Raw genomic sequence first — 21,181 nt, 5'->3', positions numbered from 1 at the left:
CATTTCCCCATCACCTATGATATAATTAACAAGCTTGAACTGTGTCAAGCTCCTAACCCTTCTGCGGGAAGGGTCATATGTCCAAAAGAGGAGGTGATTTCGTGAACAAGTACGAAGTCATGTTTATTGCAAAACCGCTCGAAGAAGCAGAAGTAGATCCGATCGTTGAATTGGTATCCAACCTTCTCACCAAGAACGGCTGCACTATCGAAAAAGTAGATCGCTGGGGTAAACGTCATCTCGCATACCCTGTTAAAAAACAGGCTGATGGCTACTACGTTTTGATCAACTTTGAAGGCGAACCTGACGTCATCAAAGAAATCGACCGTGTCATCAAGATCCACGATACTATTCTGAAACACTTGATCGTCAAGATCGACGAATAACCGGAGGCGCAAAGGTATGAACTCAGTCCAGTTATTAGGGAATTTAGCTCGTGACCCGGAAATCCGTTTTACGAAGACCGGCCGGGCAGTCGCTATGTTTACCGTTGCCTGTACGCGGTCGTATATTCCGGCCGGCAGTTCAGAACCGCGGGAATTAACTGATTTTATTCCTTGTGTTGCTTGGGGTAATTTGGCGGAAAACTGTGGCAATAACTTGTCCAAAGGCAGCCGTGTATTCGTCCAGGGCCGTATCTCCGTTCGTTCTTACGAAACGCAGGATGGCCAGAAACGCTATCGCACGGAAGTTGTATGCGACTTCGTTGCCCAGACAATGGGATCAGAACACCAGCAGGCTGCTCCGGCACCGCATGCTAGTGCACCGCAGCCCAAACCGGCTGCACCGGGAACCGGCTTTGACAGCATGGGTTCCAGCACAGACGAAGAAATCCCATTCTAAAAGGTCAGACACACCCCTTCTAATTCTTGAAGGAGGAAACTATACATGAGAAGAGATCGCTCGAGAAAACCGAGAAGAAAAGTATGCAGCTTCTGCGTAGATCATGCTGAACAGATCGATTACAAAGACGTTGCAAAACTTCGCCGTTTCACAACAGAACGCGGTAAAATCTTGCCGCGCCGCATTTCCGGCGTTTGCGCTAAACATCAGCGTAAACTGACTGTTGCCATCAAACGCGCACGTGCAATCGCACTCTTGCCGTATACGGCTGAATAATAAAAAAGACTTGTCGCTTTGCGGCAAGTCTTTTTTTTGTAGGGGCGACACGTGGGGCGCCCGCATCGGAATATGTACGATTTTCCTGTCAGGGTGCTAGGCGAATCATACAAATGCAACGGGCCGCCCTTTGGGACGGCCCCTACAACGGCTAACGGCTAACTCCGTCTACATAGCGGGCGATGATGTTGCGGTCGTCGCCGTCGTAGATGAACTGCTGGAGTTTTTCAAAAGGCGTCCGTTCCAGGCCTTCGATGTCGTCCATGTGGATGACCAGGGCGTCAAAGGCGTAGCCTTTTTCAAAGCTGCCGGTCTGGCCGTAGAAGCGGCCCGGTCCTTTGGTGGCCAAATACAAGCCTTCACCGATGGTGAGGGCTTTTTCTCTATCGTGCTTCAGGGAATAGAGTTTCGATATTTCAATGGTCAAGGCAATCTGCTTGTTCATGGCCGGTGTATGGCCGGCAGCGACGTCGCTGGCAATCGTGCAGGTCAGGCCGTTTTCCAGGTTGCGCCGCAAGGGCATGATGCCACTGGTCAGGTTGGCATTGGACTGGGCGCAGTGTGCTAAGTAAACGCCTTTATCGCGAAGTAAACGTTTTTCTTCGTCTGATAAATAGATGGCATGGGCCATGATAGTCTTTTCGGGCCGCAAGAGGCCAAAGGTATCATAGACGGCCGTATAAGACGGCAAGTCGGGATGGAGCTCTTTGACCCAGGCGACTTCATTCCGGTTTTCCGACAGATGGGATTGGACGGGCAAGTCGTAGGTTTCACAGAGGCGACCCAGGCCGGTCATCAGTTTTTCTGTCGTCGACGGGACGAAGCGCGGCGTCGCGATGAAGCGGACCTTGTGCAATGCTTCGCGGCAGCGGACGGCCAGCTCTTCCGTATCGGCCAGGGAGCGGTCCGTATCTTCCAGGAGGTAGTCCGGGGCGTTGCGGTCCATGTTTACTTTGCCGATATAGGCTTTGAAACCCATGGTTTCGGCCAGTTCCATGAGCTGCCACGTCGATTCTTTATGAATCGTCGCAAAGGCGGAAAAACATAGGGTCCCTTCGGCCTGGAGGCGTTTCAGGAAGGCCGTATAGACGCGACGGGCAAAGACGGGGGCGGCGAATTTCCCTTCGGCCGGAAAGGTGTAATGTTCCAGCCAGGGAAGGAGTTCTTCGTCAAAGCCGAGGCCGCGGTTTATGTATTGCGGGGCGTGGATATGCAGGTCGACGAAGGCCGGAATGATGATATCCTGGTTGTAATCGACGACTGTTTCCGGGCCTGTCGTTTCCGGCAGGTCCGTCATGAAGCCCGTTACGACGCCGTTTTCGATATGGGCATATTGATTTTCACGGATCGTCAGTTCATGGCGTGACGGCGTGAAGAGAAAATTTCCTTTAATGAACATGTAAACGCTCCTTGTCTATCGCTTACGCAGGTACGTAAACGGATAAGAATGATGGCAGGACTTCGATGTCCAAGGGGAAAGCCGGCCCTTCGTCGCCGTCCATGTTGGTCGAGAGATGGCTGCCATCCAGCAGTTCGATGCGGACGCGGTCCATGGTCTTCAAGGTCATCAGTTCCGACGTCAGCGGCTGGCCGGCCAGGAATTCCGGGATGACCTTGATGAGGTCCAGATAATTGAAGTCCTTGAAGATGCCCAGCCAGATTTTTCCGTCGTCGACGCGGGCCTGGGGCGCCAGGTTGCGGAAACTGCCGACGGAATTGGTCAGCATGACGACGATGAGGGGCGAGCGGTGGACTGTCGAGCCCTGGGCCGTCGTGATCTTGAACAGCGACGTCTTATGGGCCTGCATGGCCTTGATGCCGGTCAGGAAATAGGCCAGCGGGCCGAGGCGCGTCTTCTGTTCGATGGATACGTGGCCGACGGCTTCGGGCATGATGCCGGCGGCAATGGTATTGACGAAGTAGCGGTCGTTGGCCTTGGCGATGTCGACTTTGACCGTCTTGCAGTGCTGCAGCATGGCGATGGCAGCTTCCGGATGGAGGGGGATGTTCAGGGCCCGTGCCAGATCGTTGATGGTTCCCAGGGGGATGAAGCCGAAGTGGATGGCACTGTTGGCCTGTGCCAAGCCGTTGATGGTTTCATTCAGCGTCCCGTCGCCGCCCATGGAAAATACCGAATCGAAGCCGGTCAGGGCTGCTTCCTTGGCCCATTCCGTCGCGTCGCCGGCTTTCTGCGTTTCCCGCAATTCGACGTCGTCGAACATCGTTTCCAGTTGTTGTCTTAAATTATCCTTGTGATATTTTGCCCGTTCACGCCCTGCTGTAGGGTTGACGATTAACATACACCGTTTCAACTTGCTCTACTCCTTACTTGTAAATTGTGATAAGTCCTTAACGTGACTGATGATTACTATTATAGCGGTAAAAAAGTCGTTCGTGAAGGTGTAAACAAAGGATTTCTCTGATTTTCGTCGAACTCTTTAAGTAATGTTCACTTGTAATTTTTTGAAAAGGGGAGATTGGAATGAATTTTGATGCATCTGTGTATCCCTATGGCTCCCACCGGGAAGTGGTCTATGGCCGCCGGGGCATGGTCTGCACGTCTCAGACCCTGGCTGCCCAGGCCGGGCTGGATATGCTGAAAAAAGGCGGCAACGCCATCGACGCTGCCCTGGCTGCGGCCATGTGCCTGACTGTCCTGGAGCCGACCAGCAACGGCCTGGGCAGCGACGTCTTCGCCCTGATATGGACGAAGGGGAAACTCTATGGCATCAACGGCAGCGGCTGGTCCCCGGCAGGACTGACGCGGGATGAATTGCTGAAGCGGGGCTATGACCAGGTCCCGCTCCGGGGCTGGGAGCCGGTCATGGTCCCAGGGGCGCCGGCGGCGTGGGCCGAAGTCCATCGCCGTTTTGGCCGACTGGCCTTTGAAGAACTCTTTGAACCGGCCATTGCCTATGCCCGGGATGGTTATGCGGTCATGCCGAACCTGGCAGCTATGCTGGCCGACAGTATGGCATCCTTTGCACCTTATCGGGGGAAGAAAATCTTTCAGCACTTATTCGATACTTTTTTCCCTCATGGCCAGGCGCCCAAAGCCGGTGATATCCTCAAATTGCCGGAACTGGCCAAGTCTCTGGAAATCCTGCGGGACAGCCATTGCCGGGCCCTGTACGACGGTGAGCTGGCCGATGCCATTGATGCCTGGTCCCGGAAAACGGGCGGCCTCATCCGCAAGGCCGATTTAGCAGCGTATCGGCCGCAGTGGGCCGACCCGATCCATACGGCGTACCGTGGCTACGATGTCTGGGAAATGCCGCCCAACGGCCATGGCCTGGTCGTCCTCATGGCCCTGGATATTGCCGGTGGGTTTACTTTCAGTAAACGGGATGACGTTGAATCGCTCCACCGCCAGATCGAAGCCATGAAACTGGCCTTCTGCGATGGCAAGAAATATATTGCCGACCCGCGTTTCATGAAGACGGCTGTTGACGATTGGCTCTCTCCAGCCTATGCCGACCGGCGGCGGGCCCTTATCGGTCACGAGGCCCTGCTGCCGCAGCCGGTCGATGTAAACTGTGGCGGTACCGTTTACTTGTGCAGTGCCGACGGCGAAGGCAATATGGTTTCTTTCATCCAGAGCAACTACAGCGGTTTCGGTTCGGGCATCGCCGTTCCGGGATACGGCATTTCTCTCAGCGACAGGGGTCATAACTTCTCTATGGACCCAGCCAGCGATAACTGCGTCGGGCCGCGGAAGAAGTCCTATCATACGATCATTCCCGGCTTTTTGACGAAAGACGGCCGTCCTGTCGGCCCCTTCGGCGTCATGGGCGCTTTCATGCAGCCCCAGGGGCAGTTCCAGGTCCTGCTGAATACCATCGACTATCATCTCAACCCTCAGGCAGCCCTGGATGCTCCGCGCTGGCAGTGGGTCGGCGGCAAGACCATTGAAATGGAACGGGCCTTTCCAACCGCTGTCATTGAAGAACTGCGCCGCCGCGGCCATGACGTCGTCGTCAAAGACGATATCCAGACCTATGGCCGGGGACAGATCATCTGGCGCGATGACCAGGGGACGCTCATGGGTGGGACCGAACCCCGGGCCGATGGCTGTGTCGCCGCCTGGTAAAGGTCGTTTACTTTTCTTCTTCCGGAAAATATGATAGGATGGAGAAAACTAAAGGAGGACTGTCCCCATGAAACCGAAACTTTCTATTTTAGACCCTAATCCGACGCCGCTCCAATACCTGTCCGGCCTGTCGCAGGAATTATTCCGTGAAATCTATATCAAGCGCGATGACCTGACGCCTTTCGGCGGCGGTGGCAATAAACTGCGTAAATTAGAGTATCTGATGATCGAAGCCCTCAACTCTCAGGCGACGACCATTGTGACCGTCGGAGCGCCGCAGACCAACCATGGCCGCCTGACGGCGGCTGTTGCCGCGAAATTCGGCCTGAAATGCATTATCGTCGCTGTCGGTGATACTGATGGCGAACTGAGCGGCAATTTACTCCTCGACGGTATTTTTGGCGCCCGCGTCGTCCTCAAGCATGACGATGGCCGCGACCACGACGTCCAGCTCGAAGAAACAGTCAAGAAAGTCATGGCCGCCGAATTAAAGAAGGGTGAACAAGTTTACTTCATCCCCATGGGCGGCAGCGATACGACGGGTATGCTGGGCTACATGGACTGCGCCCGCGAACTCGACGCCCAGGCCAAGGAACAGCAGATCGACGGGGCGACGGTCTATGTCGCCGTCGGCAGTATGGGTACATATCTCGGCTTGTATTGCGGCTTGAAAGCCATTCAGTCGAATTTGAAACTGGTAGGCATTGCCGTCATGCCCTTCGACATGGAAAAATTAAAGGCCTACTTTAACCAGGCCAAGGAAGAATATGGCTTTGATTTCGACAGCGACTTCCACGTCGAAACGGGCTATATCGGCAAGGGCTACAACGAACCGGAACCGCGGGTCCGCGAAGCCATCTACACCATGGCCCGTCACGAAGGCATCCTCCTCGACCCGTGCTACACGGGCAAGATGTTTGCCGGCGTCCTGTCGATGATCAAAGAAAAGAAAATCAAACTGGGCCGGCAGGTCATCCTCGTGCATACCGGCGGCATGCCTGGCCTCTACACCAAAGCCCATCGCATCAAATTTGAAAACGAACTCAGAAACCAGATTGAAATCGTGAAATAAAAAAACGTGTCCCCTAGGGGACACGTTTTTTTCGTAGGGGACGCCCAAAGCCTTTTTGGCCCGTCAAGTGCCGACCAACGGAAGGCATAGGACGGCTGCCAAAACGGACAGCAGCGATGGGCGTCCCGCCTGATTCCTTAGATTAAAAGAACACTTTTGTCAATATGACGTACGACAAGGCGCCCATGACAGCCGTGCAGGGAATGGTCATGACCCAGGCCGTGACCATCTGCCGGGCGACGCTCCAGTGGACAGCTTTGACGCGTTGTGCCGAACCGACACCCATAATCGACCCGGAAACGACGTGTGTCGTCGAGACGGGCAGGTGCAGCAAGGTGGCCGAGAAGATGACGACCGCTGAGTTCAAGTCGGCTGCAAAGCCGTGGACGGGATGCATCTTGAATATCTTGCCGCCGACGGTACGGATGATCTTCCAGCCGCCGACGCTGGTCCCCAGGGCCATGGACAGGGCGCAGAGGAATTTGACCAGGTCCGGTACTTCCAGGCTGGTGATGAAGCCGCCCGATACCAATGCCAGGGTGATGATACCCATGGATTTCTGGGCATCATTGGAGCCGTGGGAAAAAGCCATGAGGGCCGCCGACACGACTTGCAGCCTGTTGGCCGCCAGGTTTACCTTGGCCGGTTTGAATGAATGGCAGACGGCAAAGATGATCTTCATGATGATGAAGCCCGTAATGATGGCCGAAACCGGTGAAATGATGAGGGACAGGACGATTTTCAGGATACCCCAGCCGTTGAGGGCGGCTACGCCGGCCGATACGATGATGGCACCGATCATGCCGCCGATGAGGGCGTGAGACGAACTGGAAGGCATGCCGACCCACCAGGTCAGGAGGTTCCAGATGATAGCGCCGACCAGGCCGGCGATGATGATCATTTCGTTGACTAACGTCGGCGAGACGACGATGTCGCCGCCAATCGTCTTGGCGACACCTGTCGAAATCATGGCGCCGAGGAAGTTGAGGATAGCCGTACCGACGATGGCGACGCCAGGGCGGATGGCACGTGTCGATACGCAGGTTGCGATGGCATTGGCCGTATCGTGGAAGCCGTTGATGAAGTCAAAGACCAGAGCCAGGACGACGACCATGATGATGAGCGACATATCAAGCATATTTCATGGTCACCTCTTTAATGGTATTTCCCAGGGTTTCGACGTGGTCGGCCGCTTCTTCCAGGGTCCCTAAGATATCTTTCCAGCGGATGACGTTGAGCAGGTCCGTTTCATCGCCGCTGAAGAGCCTGGAAATTTCCTGGCGATAGATATGGTCTACTTCCGATTCGAGGCGGTTCAGTCGTTCAGCATGACGCATGAGTTTGGCTTCGTTGTGGTCGATATCCTTCAAGAAAGAGAAAATCTTCTTCAATTCTTCGCCCATAGTGACAATCTGTTCGGTCATGGCGATGGCCGCTTTCGGCGCTTCCGTGACGTGATACATGCTGGTGCGCATGAGAGCGCCTTGCAGGGAATCGATGCAGTCTTCGAGCTGACACGTCAGTTTGTAAAAATCTTCCCGGTCGATAGGCGTGATGAAGACACGGGACAATTTGAAGATGACTTCCTGGTTGGTTTTGTCCGACGTGTGTTCCAGTTTGACGATTTCCTTGAGATGCATGGAAATGGTTGAAACGTCCTCCATGACTTCATGGGCGATGAGGGCGCCGCGATGGAAATTTTCGGCGTTGGTCATGAGATAATCGAAGAATTCTTCGTGCTTGTTGCTGATACTGAACATGTTATTTCCTCCTCTGTGTACTTAAAATCAGTATATGAGAGACATATCATTGTTTTGAAAAGAATATGTAAAGATTGAGTAAATTTTAGCTACATGTTTTATTTTTTTTGAGTCAATGGTATAATAAAAACGGTATTGTTATTTTTTATAGGTATGTATATTGTTAAGAAAAAATCGCTTGCCATGGTGCAGGCTTTTTTTGAACATGAGGTGACTTTTACGAAATGAACGAAAACCTGACTAAACGGATCCATCCCGTTGACGAAATGCTGCCGGCTGGCCGGCTCTTTGCCTACGGTCTGCAACACGTCCTGGCCATGTACGCCGGGGCTGTAGCCGTACCGATCATCATTGCCCAGACCCTGCACTTGTCGCCGGCTGAACTGGTCCACCTGATCAATGCCGACTTATTTTCCTGCGGCATCGCCACGCTGATACAGACTTTAGGCTTCTGGAAAATCGGCGCCCGCATCCCGATGATCCAGGGGGTCACTTTTGCGTCGGTCACGCCGATGATCCTCATCGGGGCGGAACACGGAATTACGGCCATTTACGGATCGATTCTCATTGCCGGGCTGTTCACTTTCTTCATTGCCCCTTTCTTTAGCCGGTTCATCCGCTTTTTCCCGCCTGTCGTCACGGGGACGATCATCACCATCATCGGTATCACCCTGCTGCCGGTAGCCGTCAACTGGATGGGCGGCGGCAATCCGAAGTCGCCGGACTTCGCCTCACCGATGAATTTGTTCCTGGCCTTCATCACCCTGGTCATCATCATCGCCATTTACCGCTGCGGCAAGGGCTTCTTGAGCAATGTTTCTGTCCTGCTGGGACTCATCGGCGGGACGATCATTGCCATGATTTTAGGGCAGACGAACTTCGCCGAAGTCGGCAACGCGGCCTGGATCGGGTTAGTCACGCCTTTTTCCTTCGGCTTCCCGACTTTTGATATCGGCTCGATCCTGTCGATGATCGTCGTCATGATCGTCACGATGGTAGAAACGACGGGGGACTGCATCGCTATCGGGTCCATCGTCGGCCGCCCCATTGGCCGCAGCCGCCTGGCACGCTGCCTCCGGGCTGATGGCTTATCGACCTTTATCGGCGGTATCCTCAACAGCTTCCCTTATACGGCCTTTGCCCAGAACGTCGGCCTCATCGCCGTCACCCGCGTCAAGAGCCGTTTCGTCGTCGCCGCGTCTGGCATCATCCTCATCGCTTTGGGTCTGTTCCCGAAGATGGCGGCTGTCGTCGCCTCTATCCCGAATTCCGTCTTAGGCGGTGCAGGCGTAGCCATGTTCGGCATGGTCATTGCCAGCGGTATCCGGGCCTTGAGTAAAGTTAAATTCGACGGGACGTACAATCTGATGATTGTCGCCGTCAGTATCGGCGTCAGCATGATCACCCTGACGGCGCCGAACTTTTTCCACAGCTTCCCGTCGTGGGCGAACATCGTCCTGCACAGTGGCATTACCCTGGGTAGTATTACGGCTGTCGTCCTCAACCTGATTCTGAATGGCAGCGGCCGGGAAGATGATGTAAACGAAGATTAAATAAATGTAAATCAAAATAAAGGCGCATCAGCGCGATGAAAGTGAGGGATTTTTTTGCTGAAACGAATGATGGCTCTGACCTGCGTCCTAGCCTTGACCGCTGGAGCTGCCTGGGCCGATACGCCGGAACTGAAGACTGGACCGGCTCCTTTTGCAGTCAAAGTGGAAATCAAGCCGACGGCGGCGCCGCAGGAAGAAACGAAACCGGCCCAGCCAGCCGTAACGGCGAAGAAGGACACGAAAAGCCAGACGGCCGCCAAGGAAGGCCAGCAGGCCAAGGCGGTCGAATCGGAAAAGAAAATAGGTATCAACCTGGCCAGCCGTATCTTAACGCTCTATGAAGGCGATACGAAGGTCAAGATGTATCACGTCGGGGTCGGCAAGACGTCGACGCCGACACCGACCGGTTACTATGCCGTCCAATATAAGGAAGTCAACCCGACCTGGGTCGACCCGGATGACACGAGCATCCAGATCGGTTCAGGACCGGACAACCCTATTGGCTACCGCTGGATCGGCTTTTACGGTAACTATGGGATCCATGGGACCAATCATCCTGAATCCATCGGCGGCTACGTATCCAATGGCTGCGTGCGCATGAAAGAAGCCGATGTGGAAGACCTCTACCAGTATGTATCCGTCGGGACGCCGGTCACGGTCTACTATGACCGCCTGGTCATCGACGTCGACCCGGACCATACGGTTTCTTATTATATCTATCCCGACGGCTACGGCTGGCAGTCCCTGAGCATCGCTCAGGTCAAGAAGGCCCTGGCCGGCTATGGCGTAGAAGATTTTGCTGATTTCCAGGAAATCTCCGATAAGATCAATGCCTCCGATGGCAACGTCACGTACATCGCCAAGGCTTACGATTTAGTTGTAAACGGCCATAAACTGGCCAAGCGGGCACTGGGCAAGAATGGCCAGATTTACCTGCCGTCCGTAGCCGTGGCGACGGCGCTGAAACTGGATTTACAGTGGAATTCCCAGCAGGGCATCCTGACCAGTCCTTATGGCATCGCCCCGGGATACGTCAAGAGCGACGTCGTTTACATGAACGCCGTCGATGCCTACTCCCTGTTCCATCTCAAAGGCGAACTGACGCCGGACTACGTCTATAATATGTACTCCGTCAAAGGCAACAGTACACCGACCGTCGTCATCTCGCCGGGAAGCGGGAATGATTGACGTTTGATGCGATGGCTTTTTTTGTAGGGGCTCGCACGTACCTTTTTAGCCCGTTAGGTATATGCAAGATGGCCATGCACCGATTGGCGTGAACGGGCGCCCCACGTGGGCGCCCCTACGACGAACGATAAACGACCTACGATGAACTCAAAAAGGCGCTGTCTTTATGCGACAGCGCCTTTTTTATTGACAAATACTGACATATGTCATATACTGAAATCAAATTAATCGACATATGTCAAAAAATACGGGCCGCGAGGACCCGTCCGGTTATTGCAGATTGGAGGAGAAATTGTTATGATGAGAGTAGCAGTTACGTATGAAAATGGGAATGTATTCCAGCATTTCGGCCATTCGGAAAAATTCAAGATCTATGATGTCGAAGATGGCCATATCATCAAGGCTGACGTCATCGACACCAATGGTCAGGGCCACGGTGCCCTGGTCGGTTTCCTGCAGGCCCAGGAAGTCAATGCCGTCATTGCCGGCGGCATCGGTGGCGGAGCCCAGCAGGCTCTGGCGGCCGCTTCGATTGACCTCTATGGCGGCGTTACGGGCAGTGCCGATGAAGCCGTCAAGGATTTGCTCAATGGTACGCTGAAATTCAATCCCGACGTAGCTTGCAGCCATCACGACCAGCAGCATGGCCATGGTGAACATCACTGCGGTTCCCACGGCTGCGGAGGTCATCAGTAACCTGTCTGTTCCCTGGAAAGGAGACGATTCCCTTGAAGAATATCACCGCTTTTTATATGAACGGCTGCCCCTATTGCAAGGGCGCCAAAGAAGCCTTGGCTGAACTGATCGAAGAAAATCCGGCTTACCGCCAGGTAGCCGTCGACTGGTACGAAGAATCGGAACACCCCGAAGTCGTACAGGGCCATTCTTACTACTATGTGCCGTCTATGTTCATCGGCACGGAAAAACTCTACGAAGCCCAGCCAGGCCAGTCTTATGACGACATCAAGGCCCATGTCAAAGCGGCCCTGGATGCGGCGCTGAAGGCTTAATCGTCGCCTAAGACGGCATGGACGGCATCCCGGCAGCGGCGGACGGCTTCATCCATGGTCTGCTCATCAATGGTGAGGGGCGGATTGAAGTAAATGACGTCGCCAATGGGGCGCAGGACCAGTCCCAGGTCCATGGCTTTGCGGAAGATGTGCCAGCCGACTCGCTTTTCCGGGTCAAAGGCACGTTTACTCCGTTTATCTTCAACTAATTCAATCGCATTGATCAGGCCGATGTGGCGGATTTCGCCGACATGGCTGTGGCTGCCGAGAGCAGCGTCTAACTTTTCGTGAAGGTAGATGCTCTTTTCGGCAGCTTTTTTTAATATATCGTCGCGTTCCATGATGTGCAGCACAGCCAGGGCTGCCCGGCAGGCCAGGGGATTGCCGGCATAGGTGTGGCTGTGGACGAAGGCCTTGTGGGTCTTGAAATCGTCGTAGAAGGCCTGGTAAATGGCATCGGTCGTAATCGTCAGGGACATGGGCAGGTAGCCGCCGGTCAGTCCTTTCGACGTGCAGAGGATATCCGGGCTGACGCCGGCGTGTTCGATGGCGAACATCTTGCCTGTCCGGCCGAAGCCGGCAGCGACTTCATCGTCGATGAGCAAGACGCCATATTGGTCACAGAGATGGCGCAGGCGGCGCAAGTATTCCGGCGGGTAGATGCGCATACCCGCTGCGCCTTGCAGGATAGGTTCGACGATGAGAGCAGCCGTTTCCTTTCCATAAGCGGCAAAGGCCTTTTCAGCGCCGACGAAACATTCACAATTACAGGTATCTCGCGTCTGGCCATAAGGACAGCGGTAGCAGTCGAGGCCATCGAAATGGATGTTGTTCATCATCATGGGCTTGTAGATGCGGGCATAGAGGTCCATACTGCCGACAGACAAGGCGCCGATGGTTTCGCCGTGATACGATTCGGACAGGCACATGAAACGCTGCCGTTCAGGGTGGCCTGACTGATACTGATATTGAAAGGCCATCTTCAGGGCACATTCGACAGACGATGAGCCATTATCGGTGAAATTGAAATGCGTCAGCCCTTTTGGCAGCAGCGGCAGCAACGCCTGACAGAGCTCGATGGCCGGACGATGGGAGAAATTGGCAAAGATGACGTGTTCCAGCTGGCCGAGCTGGTCTTTGATGGCGTCGTTGATTTCGTCGTTGCAGTGGCCGAGAAGATTGCACCACCAGGAACTGATGATGTCGATGTACTCTTTGCCTTCTGTGTCATAGAGATAGCAGCCCTTGCCGTGGTCGATGACGACGGGTGGGAAGACTTCGGCGTCTTTCATCTGTTGGGCCGGATGCCAGATGTATTTCAAGTCAGCTTTAAGTAAACTCATGTAAATCACTCCTTACTGATATAGTTGAATCAAAGCCTGGGCATCGGCCTGTAAAAGTTCGGCGTTATCGCCGACGACGGCCAGGACGGGCTTGCCGCTGAGCTTTTCAATCATGCGGATGTTGTCTTTTTCCATGGGGCTTCCCGTATAATGGTTGACGATGAAACCTTGGACAGGCAGGCCCTTTTCTTTCATATAAAAGGCGGTCAGGACGGCGCCGTTGATGGTCCCCAGGCCAGCCGGGCAGACGATGAGCGATGGGATGTGCAGCCAGCCGATGAGATCTTCCAGCTGGAAGCTGATGGCATCATCTTCGTGGAGGGGACAGATGATGCCGCCGCTGCCTTCGACCGTAACGTAGGGATAGGCTGCCGTGACGCACTGCCAGTCGCGGAGGATGACGCTTTTTTCGATGGGCTTCTCTTCCCAGCGGGCTGCTAGGTGAGGCGACACGGCGTGGTCGTAAAGATAAGACAAGAGCAGGTCCGGCGATTCGCCAATCCCGGCTATCTCATTTACATAACCGGCATCACTGGCCGCGACGGTCGGGGCGCCGCTGATGGCAGCCTTATAATAACCGACGTCATAACCGTGCTGGCGCAGTGTCTTGATGAGCAGGGCTGTGACATAGGTCTTGCCGATGTCCGTCCCCGTCCCGGTGATGAATAAACCTTTACTCATAGTAAACGAACTCCTTTCTAGAGGGCAGTGGTCCGACGTATCCGGCGGGCCAGGAAGGCGGCGACGATGCAGAGGAAGATGTCGCCGGGAATGGGCAGGACGAAGCAGTAGACGAAGAGTGTCCACAGACTGATCGGTGTGCCCAGGTATACGTTATTGATTAAAGCTAAATAGACCATGCCGCAGGCGTAGACGATGATGAGGCCGGCAAAATCAGCAGCTAGCAGGCGCCGCAGCGATGGCGTGGTGCTTTGATGAGCGACGTATCCGGTCAGCCAGGCACCGCCGATGAAGCCGATGAGGTAGCCGAAGGTCGGTTGGAAAATATAGGATGGACCGCCACCGGACGTGAAGACCGGCAGGCCGACCAGCCCTAAGAGGACGTAGACGGCGACCGAGGCGGCGCCGCGGCGGCTGCCCAGGATTAGTCCGGCCAGGGTGGTGAACAATAATTGCAGTGTAAAAGGACAGAACGGGACGGGAATGCGGATAAAGGCCCCGATGGCGATGAGTGCCGTGAACAGGGCGAATAAGACCATATCCCGCGTATCCCAGCGGTGGGCTGAGAGGACAGAAGAAACCATGGAATCACTCCTTTTAATAAATGTAAACCACACAAACGATTAAAAAAGTTTACGATAATCTGGATTATAGCCAATAATCGACTTATTGTCAATTTTTAAATGTCATAAATTAGTTAACAATAATCCGGTGAGAATTTCTCCCATTGACAAAAGTGAAAGAAGTGATTAATCTATAATTACAAAATAGATATAAATTATTTTGTTTAAAAAAGAAATGGAGGAATTGCGATGTCAAATGTTAATATTGACTGGTCGGCCTTGGGTTTTGAATATCAGCCGATTGCAAAACGTTATGTTGCCAACTATAAAGATGGCAAATGGGGCAAAGGGGAATTGACAGATAACCCGAATGTCGTCCTCAATGAATGTGCCGGCATCCTGCAATACTGCCAGCAAGTCTTTGAAGGCTTGAAAGCCTATAAAACCAAAGACGGCCGTACGGTCACCTTCCGTCCGGACCAGAACGCAAAACGTTTGATGGACTCGGCAAAACGTTTGGAAATGCCGCCGGTTCCGGAAGATATGTTCATGGAAGCTGTCGACGAAGTCGTCCGGGCCAATAAGGATTATATTCCTCCCTTTGAAAGCGGCGGCGCTCTCTACCTGCGTCCGTATCTCTTTGGGACTAACCCGGTCATCGGCGTCAAACCGGCTGACGAATATCAGTTCCGCCTCTTCGGCACGCCTGTCGGCTCTTACTTCAAGAACGGCGTCAAACCGATTACGATCTGCATTTCTGACTTCGACCGTGCAGCACCGCGCGGCACAGGCCATATCAAAGCCGGCTTGAACTATGCCATGAGCATGTATCCTTACATTTTGGCTCATCAGAACGGCTTCGATGAAAACATGTTCCTCGACCCGGCTACGCGCACGTACGTAGAAGAAACGGGCGGCGCTAACTTCCTCTTCGTCAAGAAAGATGGCACTTTGGTTACGCCGAAATCGGACTCCATCCTGCCGTCCATTACCCGCCGTTCCCTGATCACGATCGCAATGGACATGCTTGGCATGAAAGTCGAACACCGTCCGGTTAAGTTCGCAGAAGTCAGCGAATTCGCTGAAGCCGGCCTCTGCGGTACGGCTGCCGTCATCTGCCCGGTAGGCAAAGTCGTTGACCACGGCAAAGAAATCTGCCTCCCCAGCGGCATGGACGAAATGGGTCCTGTCCTGACGAAACTGTACAAGACCTTGCGGGGCATCCAGATGGGCGAAATCGAAGGACCGGAAGGCTGGATCCACGAAGTTAAATAATTTATATTTCGTAGGGGCTCGCACGTGGCGAGCCCGCGGGTATATGTAAGATGCCCGTGAACCGATTTGCGCGAACGGGCGCCCCACGTGGCGCCCCTACAGAAAAAAGGCTTGTCGCATGTGCGACAAGCCTTTTTTTTACAACACGCCCAAGCCTTCCAGAAATATTTTTAAACCAATCAAGATGAGGACGGCCCCGCCGATGCGTTCGGCCTTATTTTTATAGCGCATCCCGAAGAGGCTGCCGACTTTTATCCCGGCTGCCGAGAACAGGAACGTCGTCACGCCGATGAGCGTCACAGACGACACGAGGGCGATGTCCATAAAGGCGAAGGTGACCCCGACGGCCAGGGCGTCGATACTGGTTGCGATAGCCAGCATGAGCATCGTATAGGGACTCATGGACGCATCACAGTGCTCTTCGTCCTCAAAGGACTCCTTAATCATATTGAGGCCGATGGCGCTGAGCAGGATGAACGTGACCCAGTGATCATAGGCATCGATCATGTCGGCGAAAAAGCTGCCCAGACCATAGCCGATAGTGGGCATCAGAGCCTGGAAGCCGCCAAACCACAGGCCGGCCAGGACCATGTGGCGCCAGTTGATTTTTCCCAGCGACAGGCCTTTACAGATGGAAACGGCAAAGGCATCCATGGATAGGCTGACGGCCAGCAAGAGTAAATCAAGTGTATTCATTCTCTTCTCTCCTCATCAATGCAGCAATATACAATTCAATTATTATAGGAGATAGGGAAATCGATGTCAACGAAAAAGATTGCCAAATCAACGAATTGTGCTACAATACATTTTGTGACAAGAAAGGACGTGAAAACACATGAAATATAGAAAGCGCCATCTCCTGGCGGCGCTCCTCAGTGCGTTTACTTTATTTTCCGGTCAGGCCATGGCCATGTCCGTGGATAACCTGATGCAGGTCGTCGCCAAGGACAGTGCGATAGGCAAGACCATTTCCTGGCAGTATGACAGCGACCGTAGCGATTACAGTGTAGAATACCGTCACAAGGACCAGGGTGATGTCCAGTTGGCTTATGTGACCGAAGGGAAACGGCCTCCCATTTACGACGCCGACAATCCGGCACCCTATACGTATGGGGCTTACATGCAGAAACTGACACCGGCGACGGAATATGAATACCGCATCGTCAATGCTGACGGTGCGACCGATTGGATTACTTTTTCGACGACAAAAGAAGATTTAAACAAATACAAAGTCCTCGTCTTCGGCGACTCTCAGTCCACCGATTACAGCGTCTGGGGGCAGACGGCGCAGATCGCCTGGCAGCAGAACGATGATGCGGCTTTCTTCATCAACATGGGCGACATTACCGACAACGGACAGGCCTACTTCCAATGGCGGGACTGGTTTGAAAATGCCGATGTCCTGACCAGCCACATCCCTTTTGCCCCGGTCCTGGGCAACCACGAAGCCTATAGCATGGATTGGAAATTTGCCGAACCGTATACGTATAAGGCCCTGTTCGCCGTGCCCTATGGTGGACCGAAGGACCAGAACCGCCTGGCTTACTCCTTCGATTATGGCGACGTCCACTACGTGTCCCTCAATACGGATTATGAAGAATTGAACGGCTGGCGTCCGACGATGATGGAAGATGAAGCAGCCTGGCTCGACAAGGATTTGGCTGCGGCCAAGAAGGCCGGGAAACGGCTGGTCGTCCTCATGCACCGTCCGCCTTGGGACAGCCCGTATAACGGCACCCTCGATGTAAACGGCAAATACTTCATGCCGCTCTTCGATAAATACGACGTCCCCCTGGTATTTACGGCTCATGAACACTGCTATGAACGGACCGTTCCCATCAAGAACGACCAGGCCGCTACGGAAGGGACCGTCTACATTGCCACGGGCCGCTCCGGGACAGAATCCTGGGATGGCTCGGTCAAGAAACCGACCGATGTCGTTTACTATAACCCGACGGATATGCCCATGTACCTGACGCTCCAGGTCGAACCGGATGAATTCCGCGTCAGCGCCATGAAAAATGACGGCACCCTGATCGATACCGTTTCCATCCCGGCCAAGCACCAGGAAGCGGAAGTTTCCAAAAACGCAGACAACACCGTAAAGGCGCCGGAAACGAAGACCAAGAAAGATAAGCAGAGTGCTAAGCAACATGCTAAGAAAAGTGTAAACAAACATAAACGGAAGTAAAGACGGTTGTTTTCTTTCTGGAAGACGTGTATAATTAACAGTTACAGAAAGTAAACAGAAGAGGAGCGAATGAGAATGAAAAAATTAGCAAAAAATATGATCCTTTGTGCGCTCGTGACGATGAGTTTATCAGCCGTCTGCTTTGCAGAAGATACGACTACGACGGAAACGACGACAACAGAACCGCAGGCAACGGCTACGGTGACGACAACGACTCAGGCCGCTCCGGACCAGAATGTCGTCGACTGGCTCGACCCGGCTGCCGGTGAATGGTACAGCACTAAGGGCAACCTGGTCATGACCATCGAAGGCAACACCATCAACGGCTGTACGGTAACGGACCCGAAAGACTGCACCTATGACTATCCGCGGACCGGGACCTTTACCATCCATGAACAGACTGGCGACCGGACGATCAAGATGGACCTCATGGGCCATAAATCCCATCAGTACCTCATCGTAGACAATAAGATGCCCTTACGCCGTTCCCTCAACGCCGACCGTTACGAATCCATTGGCGGCGTCTACCTCGGCATGACCCAGGAAGACTTGACGGCTGCCTATGGCCAGCCGAGCAGTACTGCCGAAGATCAGGGAACAGACCGCTGGATTTATGATAACCATCACATGGACGCTTATCTCCAGGGCGGCATCGTCATCGGTATCCGCATCTATGACGGCAGCGATTTGAAGTTCGATAAATCCGGCCTGACCGCTTCTGACACAGCAGGTGCCTATGCCAAATCTTACGAATTGGAAACGACGCCGGAAGTCCCGACAGAAGCCAACGCCATTTCCAAAGCCTATAAACTGCCCCAAGGCGAATACCTGCGCTTTGGCCAGAATTTCGTCCAGCTTTCCATCTAATCGGATAGATACTAATTGCACATCGACTGAAATGGGGCCTCACATGACGGGAATCTTCATGTGACAGCCCCCTTTTCGTTGCATTATTCTTTGAAATACGGTAAACTAAAGGTAATTGATTTATATGAATTGCTGTTGCGCTGGCTGGCATGGTTAAGCCTTTTTTTATTGGAAAAATGAGCCAGGTAAATGCAAAAACAGAGATAGTAAACATGAGGAGAGAAAACACGTGATTACGACAAGAGATTTAATGGACCGCTATAATATCAAGACCCGTCAGGGCATCATCCAGTTCGTCAAAAAACATCTGGACGAAATCAATCATGACGGAGAAGAACACGCCACCATGCAGAAAGGCGAATGGGCCTTCGATACGGAAGCTGTCCGCATCCTCGACCAGCTGCGCGGCCTCCACGACCAGGCGACCATTACCGAACTGGAAAGTGAAAAAGTATCCAATGCCCAGCAAGAATCGCACAACCTGCGCATTTTGCTGCTCAAAGCCCAGCAGGACCTCAACACGGCCCAGCAGCAGGTCATCACGTTGCAGCAGAACCTGATCGCCAAACAGAACGAACTGTCTGAAGTCAAAGTCAAAGCCCTGGAAGCTCAGCAGAACAAGGACCAGGCCGATGCCCTGCAGAGCGAACTGGACCGTCTGAAAAAAGAAGGCAGTATCATCGAAGACGAACACAAACAACTCCAGGAAACACTGGCCACCGTCCAGGCTGAACGAGACAGCCTGCGCCAGCAGCTGGCCGAAAAAGACAACCGCCATTGGTGGGAATTCTGGAAATAATCATATACCGGGAACAGGGACTATGGCATGGAAATCCTGAGAGCATGCCATAGTCTTTTTTTAGGCTCCCATGATAGGGAAGCTGGCCGCCAAAGGCGGTCTGAGAGGTTAAGGCTCCCATGATAGGGGAGCTGGCTGCCGAAGGCAGTCTGAGAGGTTCTTTGAAAAGGAGAGATACGGCCATGAGCGATAATATTACGATTCGGTCAGCCTGTGAAAGTGATGCGGCAGCTTTGGCCCGGATTTACGCACACTATGTGGAAAAGACGGCCATTACGTTTGAATACACCGCGCCGGATATGGTGGAAATGGAACGACGCCGCCAAGAGATTTCGCAGCACTATCCCTACTTGGTTGCCGAAACAGACGGCAAGGTCATCGGTTATGCCTATGCCCATGCATTCTATGGCCGTGAAGCCTACGCCTGGTCGGTGGAATCGAGTATCTACGTCGATGTAAACACCCGTAAACACGGGATTGGCCGTAAACTGTACGAAGCTCTGGAAAAAGCCTTGAAATCCATGGGAATCCTCAACATCAACGCCTGCATTGTCGTACCCCGTGATGATCAGGACCCGTATGTCACCAACGGCAGCTTGAACTTCCATCAACGCCTTGGCTACACCCTGGTCGGTCGTTTCCACAACAGCGGCTACAAATTCGACCGTTGGTATGACGTCGTCTGGATGGAAAAAATGATTGGCCCCCATACCGTTCATCCCCGATTTCCGGCAAAAAATGAGACCCTTTTTGCTTTATAGTTTGTAGCATGGAGTTTGTAGGGAGAGGGGGATTTGGCAGTCATGTGCAACTTAGGAGAAGGAATATACGAAGATGGCCTGATGAAAGGCAGGGAAGAAGGTAAAAAAGAAGGTAAATTGGAATTTGCTCTCGAATTGTTGAAAGATGGAATGTCCTTGGAAAAAGTGGCAAAGTATAGCAAATTATCATTGTCCATGATTGAAAAAATGGCTAAACAAAATAAATTGATTTAGGAGCAGTTGGATGTATGATGTTTGAAGCGATAGCTTTCAACTTCAAACGCAAAAAGAGGCTGTCGCATATGCGACAGCCTCTTGATTTTTTGGAGCCACTAATAGGATTCGAACCTACGACCCTCTCATTACGAATGAGATGCTCTGCCAGCTGAGCTATAGTGGCAAGTACTCTTATATTATATTCACGAGGCCTATAGTTGTCAACACTTTTTTTAAACTTTTCTGATTTTTTTTGAAGAGTTATTATGGCGTGCGAAAACGGCCCTGCTAGTGAAGGAGGACCTGGCAGGGCTGTTTCCGTGATGATTGTGAAAGGGTTTAGGTTGTAGTTGTGAGGTGGTTCTACTGGCCTGCTTATATTATATAATACCATGTATAGGAATTTTCTCGTATTAGGGGACTAACTACGGATTTTTTGTTACTAACATCGATATACAGGGACGAATGGGAATTATTTCAAGTTTTTTTGGAAAATGTGTTGACAAGATGGAAAAGGTCTGGTAAGATATACAAGTCGTCGCGATGAGGCGATGACACGATGACCTTTGAAAACTGAACAATGAACTGAATGAACGCCAACGTGCGAGGTTCTATTTATAGAACGTCAAACAATGAGTAATACCAAATAATAAACAAGAGCCAAACGCTCTTCCATATATCATGGAGAGTTTG

At 52.9% G+C, this 21,181-nt stretch carries 23 protein-coding genes and 1 tRNA gene; 15 read left to right on the top strand and 9 right to left on the bottom strand.

Features of this window, described 5'->3' with window-relative positions; all coding sequences use genetic code 11:
* Positions 1-101 precede the first annotated feature (101 nt).
* Genes rpsF through rpsR form a run of 3 tightly spaced genes read left to right on the top strand, consistent with a single transcriptional unit; the run spans position 102 to position 1,119 of the window.
* Positions 102-386: a 30S ribosomal protein S6 gene (rpsF, locus tag WMO23_RS06230; RefSeq protein WP_014015536.1), complete on the top strand. Its 285-nt coding sequence runs from the start codon at positions 102-104 to the stop codon at positions 384-386.
* Between the two features lie 16 nt (positions 387-402).
* The gene (locus tag WMO23_RS06225; protein WP_020311592.1) at positions 403-843 is read left to right on the top strand and encodes a single-stranded DNA-binding protein; all 441 of its coding nucleotides are present in this window, start codon (positions 403-405) and stop codon (positions 841-843) included.
* A gap of 45 nt (positions 844-888) precedes the next feature.
* The gene (gene rpsR / locus WMO23_RS06220; protein ID WP_014015538.1) at positions 889-1,119 is read left to right on the top strand and encodes a 30S ribosomal protein S18; all 231 of its coding nucleotides are present in this window, start codon (positions 889-891) and stop codon (positions 1,117-1,119) included.
* Positions 1,120-1,270: 151 nt separating this feature from the next.
* On the opposite strand, the gene WMO23_RS06215 is transcribed toward rpsR, so the two are convergent.
* Both WMO23_RS06215 and WMO23_RS06210 read right to left on the bottom strand, forming a co-directional pair.
* Positions 1,271-2,518, bottom strand: a complete 1,248-nt coding sequence (locus WMO23_RS06215) for an amidohydrolase family protein (protein WP_292108200.1) — start codon at positions 2,516-2,518, stop codon at positions 1,271-1,273.
* A 22-nt stretch (positions 2,519-2,540) separates the two neighbouring features.
* Complete coding sequence (locus WMO23_RS06210; RefSeq protein ID WP_036200907.1) at positions 2,541-3,431, bottom strand: diacylglycerol/lipid kinase family protein; 891 nt, start codon at positions 3,429-3,431, stop codon at positions 2,541-2,543.
* 170 nt (positions 3,432-3,601) lie between these two features.
* On the opposite strand from WMO23_RS06210, the gene WMO23_RS06205 reads away from it, so the two are divergent.
* Entirely contained in the window at positions 3,602-5,209 is a 1,608-nt protein-coding gene (locus tag WMO23_RS06205) for a gamma-glutamyltransferase family protein (protein WP_292108199.1), read from the top strand.
* A gap of 67 nt (positions 5,210-5,276) precedes the next feature.
* A complete protein-coding gene (locus WMO23_RS06200; protein ID WP_292108198.1) occupies positions 5,277-6,281 on the top strand; it encodes a 1-aminocyclopropane-1-carboxylate deaminase/D-cysteine desulfhydrase in 1,005 nt (334 codons plus the stop codon).
* Between the two features lie 142 nt (positions 6,282-6,423).
* Here WMO23_RS06200 and WMO23_RS06195 read toward each other — a convergent pair whose 3' ends face one another.
* Positions 6,424-7,419: an inorganic phosphate transporter gene (locus WMO23_RS06195; protein ID WP_020311597.1), complete on the bottom strand. Its 996-nt coding sequence runs from the start codon at positions 7,417-7,419 to the stop codon at positions 6,424-6,426.
* Positions 7,412-8,041 carry a DUF47 domain-containing protein gene (locus tag WMO23_RS06190; RefSeq protein WP_020311598.1) on the bottom strand — a complete coding sequence of 210 codons (630 nt, stop codon included), beginning with the start codon at positions 8,039-8,041 and terminating at the stop codon, positions 7,412-7,414. Before WMO23_RS06190 ends, WMO23_RS06195 begins: the two co-directional genes overlap by 8 nt.
* Positions 8,042-8,265: 224 nt before the next feature.
* Between WMO23_RS06190 and WMO23_RS06185 the strand changes: the two genes are divergently transcribed.
* From WMO23_RS06185 to WMO23_RS06170, 4 genes are all read left to right on the top strand, one after another.
* Positions 8,266-9,594: a nucleobase:cation symporter-2 family protein gene (locus WMO23_RS06185; RefSeq protein ID WP_020723910.1), complete on the top strand. Its 1,329-nt coding sequence runs from the start codon at positions 8,266-8,268 to the stop codon at positions 9,592-9,594.
* 54 nt (positions 9,595-9,648) lie between these two features.
* Positions 9,649-10,782, top strand: a complete 1,134-nt coding sequence (locus WMO23_RS06180) for a L,D-transpeptidase (RefSeq protein ID WP_292108196.1) — start codon at positions 9,649-9,651, stop codon at positions 10,780-10,782.
* Positions 10,783-11,079: 297 nt separating this feature from the next.
* The gene (locus tag WMO23_RS06175) at positions 11,080-11,478 is read left to right on the top strand and encodes a NifB/NifX family molybdenum-iron cluster-binding protein (protein ID WP_292108195.1); all 399 of its coding nucleotides are present in this window, start codon (positions 11,080-11,082) and stop codon (positions 11,476-11,478) included.
* A 32-nt stretch (positions 11,479-11,510) separates the two neighbouring features.
* Positions 11,511-11,792: a glutaredoxin family protein gene (locus tag WMO23_RS06170; protein WP_020311601.1), complete on the top strand. Its 282-nt coding sequence runs from the start codon at positions 11,511-11,513 to the stop codon at positions 11,790-11,792.
* On the opposite strand, the gene bioA is transcribed toward WMO23_RS06170, so the two are convergent.
* Genes bioA through WMO23_RS06155 form a run of 3 tightly spaced genes read right to left on the bottom strand, consistent with a single transcriptional unit; the run spans position 11,789 to position 14,400 of the window.
* The gene (gene bioA, locus WMO23_RS06165) at positions 11,789-13,135 is read right to left on the bottom strand and encodes an adenosylmethionine--8-amino-7-oxononanoate transaminase (protein ID WP_292108194.1); all 1,347 of its coding nucleotides are present in this window, start codon (positions 13,133-13,135) and stop codon (positions 11,789-11,791) included. The two genes, WMO23_RS06170 and bioA, sit on opposite strands and share 4 nt — an antisense overlap.
* A gap of 12 nt (positions 13,136-13,147) precedes the next feature.
* A complete protein-coding gene (bioD, locus tag WMO23_RS06160; RefSeq protein ID WP_292108193.1) occupies positions 13,148-13,816 on the bottom strand; it encodes a dethiobiotin synthase in 669 nt (222 codons plus the stop codon).
* Positions 13,817-13,833: 17 nt separating this feature from the next.
* Complete coding sequence (locus WMO23_RS06155) at positions 13,834-14,400, bottom strand: biotin transporter BioY (RefSeq protein WP_292108192.1); 567 nt, start codon at positions 14,398-14,400, stop codon at positions 13,834-13,836.
* A gap of 228 nt (positions 14,401-14,628) precedes the next feature.
* Here WMO23_RS06155 and WMO23_RS06150 point away from each other — a divergent pair, with 228 nt between their 5' ends.
* Positions 14,629-15,654 carry a branched-chain amino acid aminotransferase gene (locus WMO23_RS06150; RefSeq protein WP_020311604.1) on the top strand — a complete coding sequence of 342 codons (1,026 nt, stop codon included), beginning with the start codon at positions 14,629-14,631 and terminating at the stop codon, positions 15,652-15,654.
* A gap of 138 nt (positions 15,655-15,792) precedes the next feature.
* On the opposite strand, the gene WMO23_RS06145 is transcribed toward WMO23_RS06150, so the two are convergent.
* Positions 15,793-16,350: a manganese efflux pump MntP gene (locus WMO23_RS06145; protein WP_020311605.1), complete on the bottom strand. Its 558-nt coding sequence runs from the start codon at positions 16,348-16,350 to the stop codon at positions 15,793-15,795.
* Positions 16,351-16,489: 139 nt separating this feature from the next.
* On the opposite strand from WMO23_RS06145, the gene WMO23_RS06140 reads away from it, so the two are divergent.
* From WMO23_RS06140 to WMO23_RS06120, 5 genes are all read left to right on the top strand, one after another.
* The gene (locus WMO23_RS06140) at positions 16,490-17,845 is read left to right on the top strand and encodes a purple acid phosphatase family protein (protein WP_292108020.1); all 1,356 of its coding nucleotides are present in this window, start codon (positions 16,490-16,492) and stop codon (positions 17,843-17,845) included.
* 75 nt (positions 17,846-17,920) lie between these two features.
* The gene (locus tag WMO23_RS06135; protein WP_292108021.1) at positions 17,921-18,712 is read left to right on the top strand and encodes a hypothetical protein; all 792 of its coding nucleotides are present in this window, start codon (positions 17,921-17,923) and stop codon (positions 18,710-18,712) included.
* A 229-nt stretch (positions 18,713-18,941) separates the two neighbouring features.
* Positions 18,942-19,511 (top strand): kinesin, encoded by a 570-nt coding sequence (locus WMO23_RS06130; protein WP_147675874.1) that lies wholly within the window; start codon positions 18,942-18,944, stop codon positions 19,509-19,511.
* Between the two features lie 182 nt (positions 19,512-19,693).
* On the top strand, positions 19,694-20,272 hold the full coding sequence (locus WMO23_RS06125) for a GNAT family N-acetyltransferase (RefSeq protein WP_292108022.1): 579 nt from the start codon (positions 19,694-19,696) through the stop codon (positions 20,270-20,272).
* Between the two features lie 42 nt (positions 20,273-20,314).
* Complete coding sequence (locus WMO23_RS06120) at positions 20,315-20,506, top strand: hypothetical protein (protein WP_020311610.1); 192 nt, start codon at positions 20,315-20,317, stop codon at positions 20,504-20,506.
* Between the two features lie 90 nt (positions 20,507-20,596).
* On the opposite strand, the gene WMO23_RS06115 is transcribed toward WMO23_RS06120, so the two are convergent.
* A tRNA-Thr gene (locus tag WMO23_RS06115) sits at positions 20,597-20,672 on the bottom strand.
* Positions 20,673-21,181: the final 509 nt, after the last annotated feature.

The organism is Megasphaera intestinihominis, from assembly GCF_040096415.1.
GTDB classification, from domain to species: Bacteria; Bacillota; Negativicutes; order Veillonellales; family Megasphaeraceae; genus Megasphaera; species Megasphaera intestinihominis.
The sequence above is the reverse complement of the archived record's forward strand: the minus strand, read 5'-3'. Positions and strand labels throughout refer to the sequence as shown.

Excerpts from the sequence above, each read along its gene's own strand:
- WMO23_RS06175 (WP_292108195.1), top strand. The coding sequence starts at position 11,080 with ATGATGAGAGTAGCAGTTACGTATGAAAATGGGAATGTATTCCAGCAT.
- WMO23_RS06135 (WP_292108021.1), top strand. The coding sequence starts at position 17,921 with ATGAAAAAATTAGCAAAAAATATGATCCTTTGTGCGCTCGTGACGATG.
- bioD (WP_292108193.1), bottom strand. The coding sequence starts at position 13,816 with ATGAGTAAAGGTTTATTCATCACCGGGACGGGGACGGACATCGGCAAG.
- rpsR (WP_014015538.1), top strand. The coding sequence starts at position 889 with ATGAGAAGAGATCGCTCGAGAAAACCGAGAAGAAAAGTATGCAGCTTC.
- WMO23_RS06140 (WP_292108020.1), top strand. The coding sequence starts at position 16,490 with ATGAAATATAGAAAGCGCCATCTCCTGGCGGCGCTCCTCAGTGCGTTT.
- WMO23_RS06215 (WP_292108200.1), bottom strand. The coding sequence starts at position 2,518 with ATGTTCATTAAAGGAAATTTTCTCTTCACGCCGTCACGCCATGAACTG.
- WMO23_RS06145 (WP_020311605.1), bottom strand. The coding sequence starts at position 16,350 with ATGAATACACTTGATTTACTCTTGCTGGCCGTCAGCCTATCCATGGAT.
- WMO23_RS06185 (WP_020723910.1), top strand. The coding sequence starts at position 8,266 with ATGAACGAAAACCTGACTAAACGGATCCATCCCGTTGACGAAATGCTG.
- WMO23_RS06125 (WP_292108022.1), top strand. The coding sequence starts at position 19,694 with ATGAGCGATAATATTACGATTCGGTCAGCCTGTGAAAGTGATGCGGCA.
- WMO23_RS06195 (WP_020311597.1), bottom strand. The coding sequence starts at position 7,419 with ATGCTTGATATGTCGCTCATCATCATGGTCGTCGTCCTGGCTCTGGTC.
- WMO23_RS06120 (WP_020311610.1), top strand. The coding sequence starts at position 20,315 with ATGTGCAACTTAGGAGAAGGAATATACGAAGATGGCCTGATGAAAGGC.
- WMO23_RS06150 (WP_020311604.1), top strand. The coding sequence starts at position 14,629 with ATGTCAAATGTTAATATTGACTGGTCGGCCTTGGGTTTTGAATATCAG.
- WMO23_RS06190 (WP_020311598.1), bottom strand. The coding sequence starts at position 8,041 with ATGTTCAGTATCAGCAACAAGCACGAAGAATTCTTCGATTATCTCATG.
- bioA (WP_292108194.1), bottom strand. The coding sequence starts at position 13,135 with ATGAGTTTACTTAAAGCTGACTTGAAATACATCTGGCATCCGGCCCAA.
- WMO23_RS06200 (WP_292108198.1), top strand. The coding sequence starts at position 5,277 with ATGAAACCGAAACTTTCTATTTTAGACCCTAATCCGACGCCGCTCCAA.
- WMO23_RS06225 (WP_020311592.1), top strand. The coding sequence starts at position 403 with ATGAACTCAGTCCAGTTATTAGGGAATTTAGCTCGTGACCCGGAAATC.
- WMO23_RS06205 (WP_292108199.1), top strand. The coding sequence starts at position 3,602 with ATGAATTTTGATGCATCTGTGTATCCCTATGGCTCCCACCGGGAAGTG.
- WMO23_RS06155 (WP_292108192.1), bottom strand. The coding sequence starts at position 14,400 with ATGGTTTCTTCTGTCCTCTCAGCCCACCGCTGGGATACGCGGGATATG.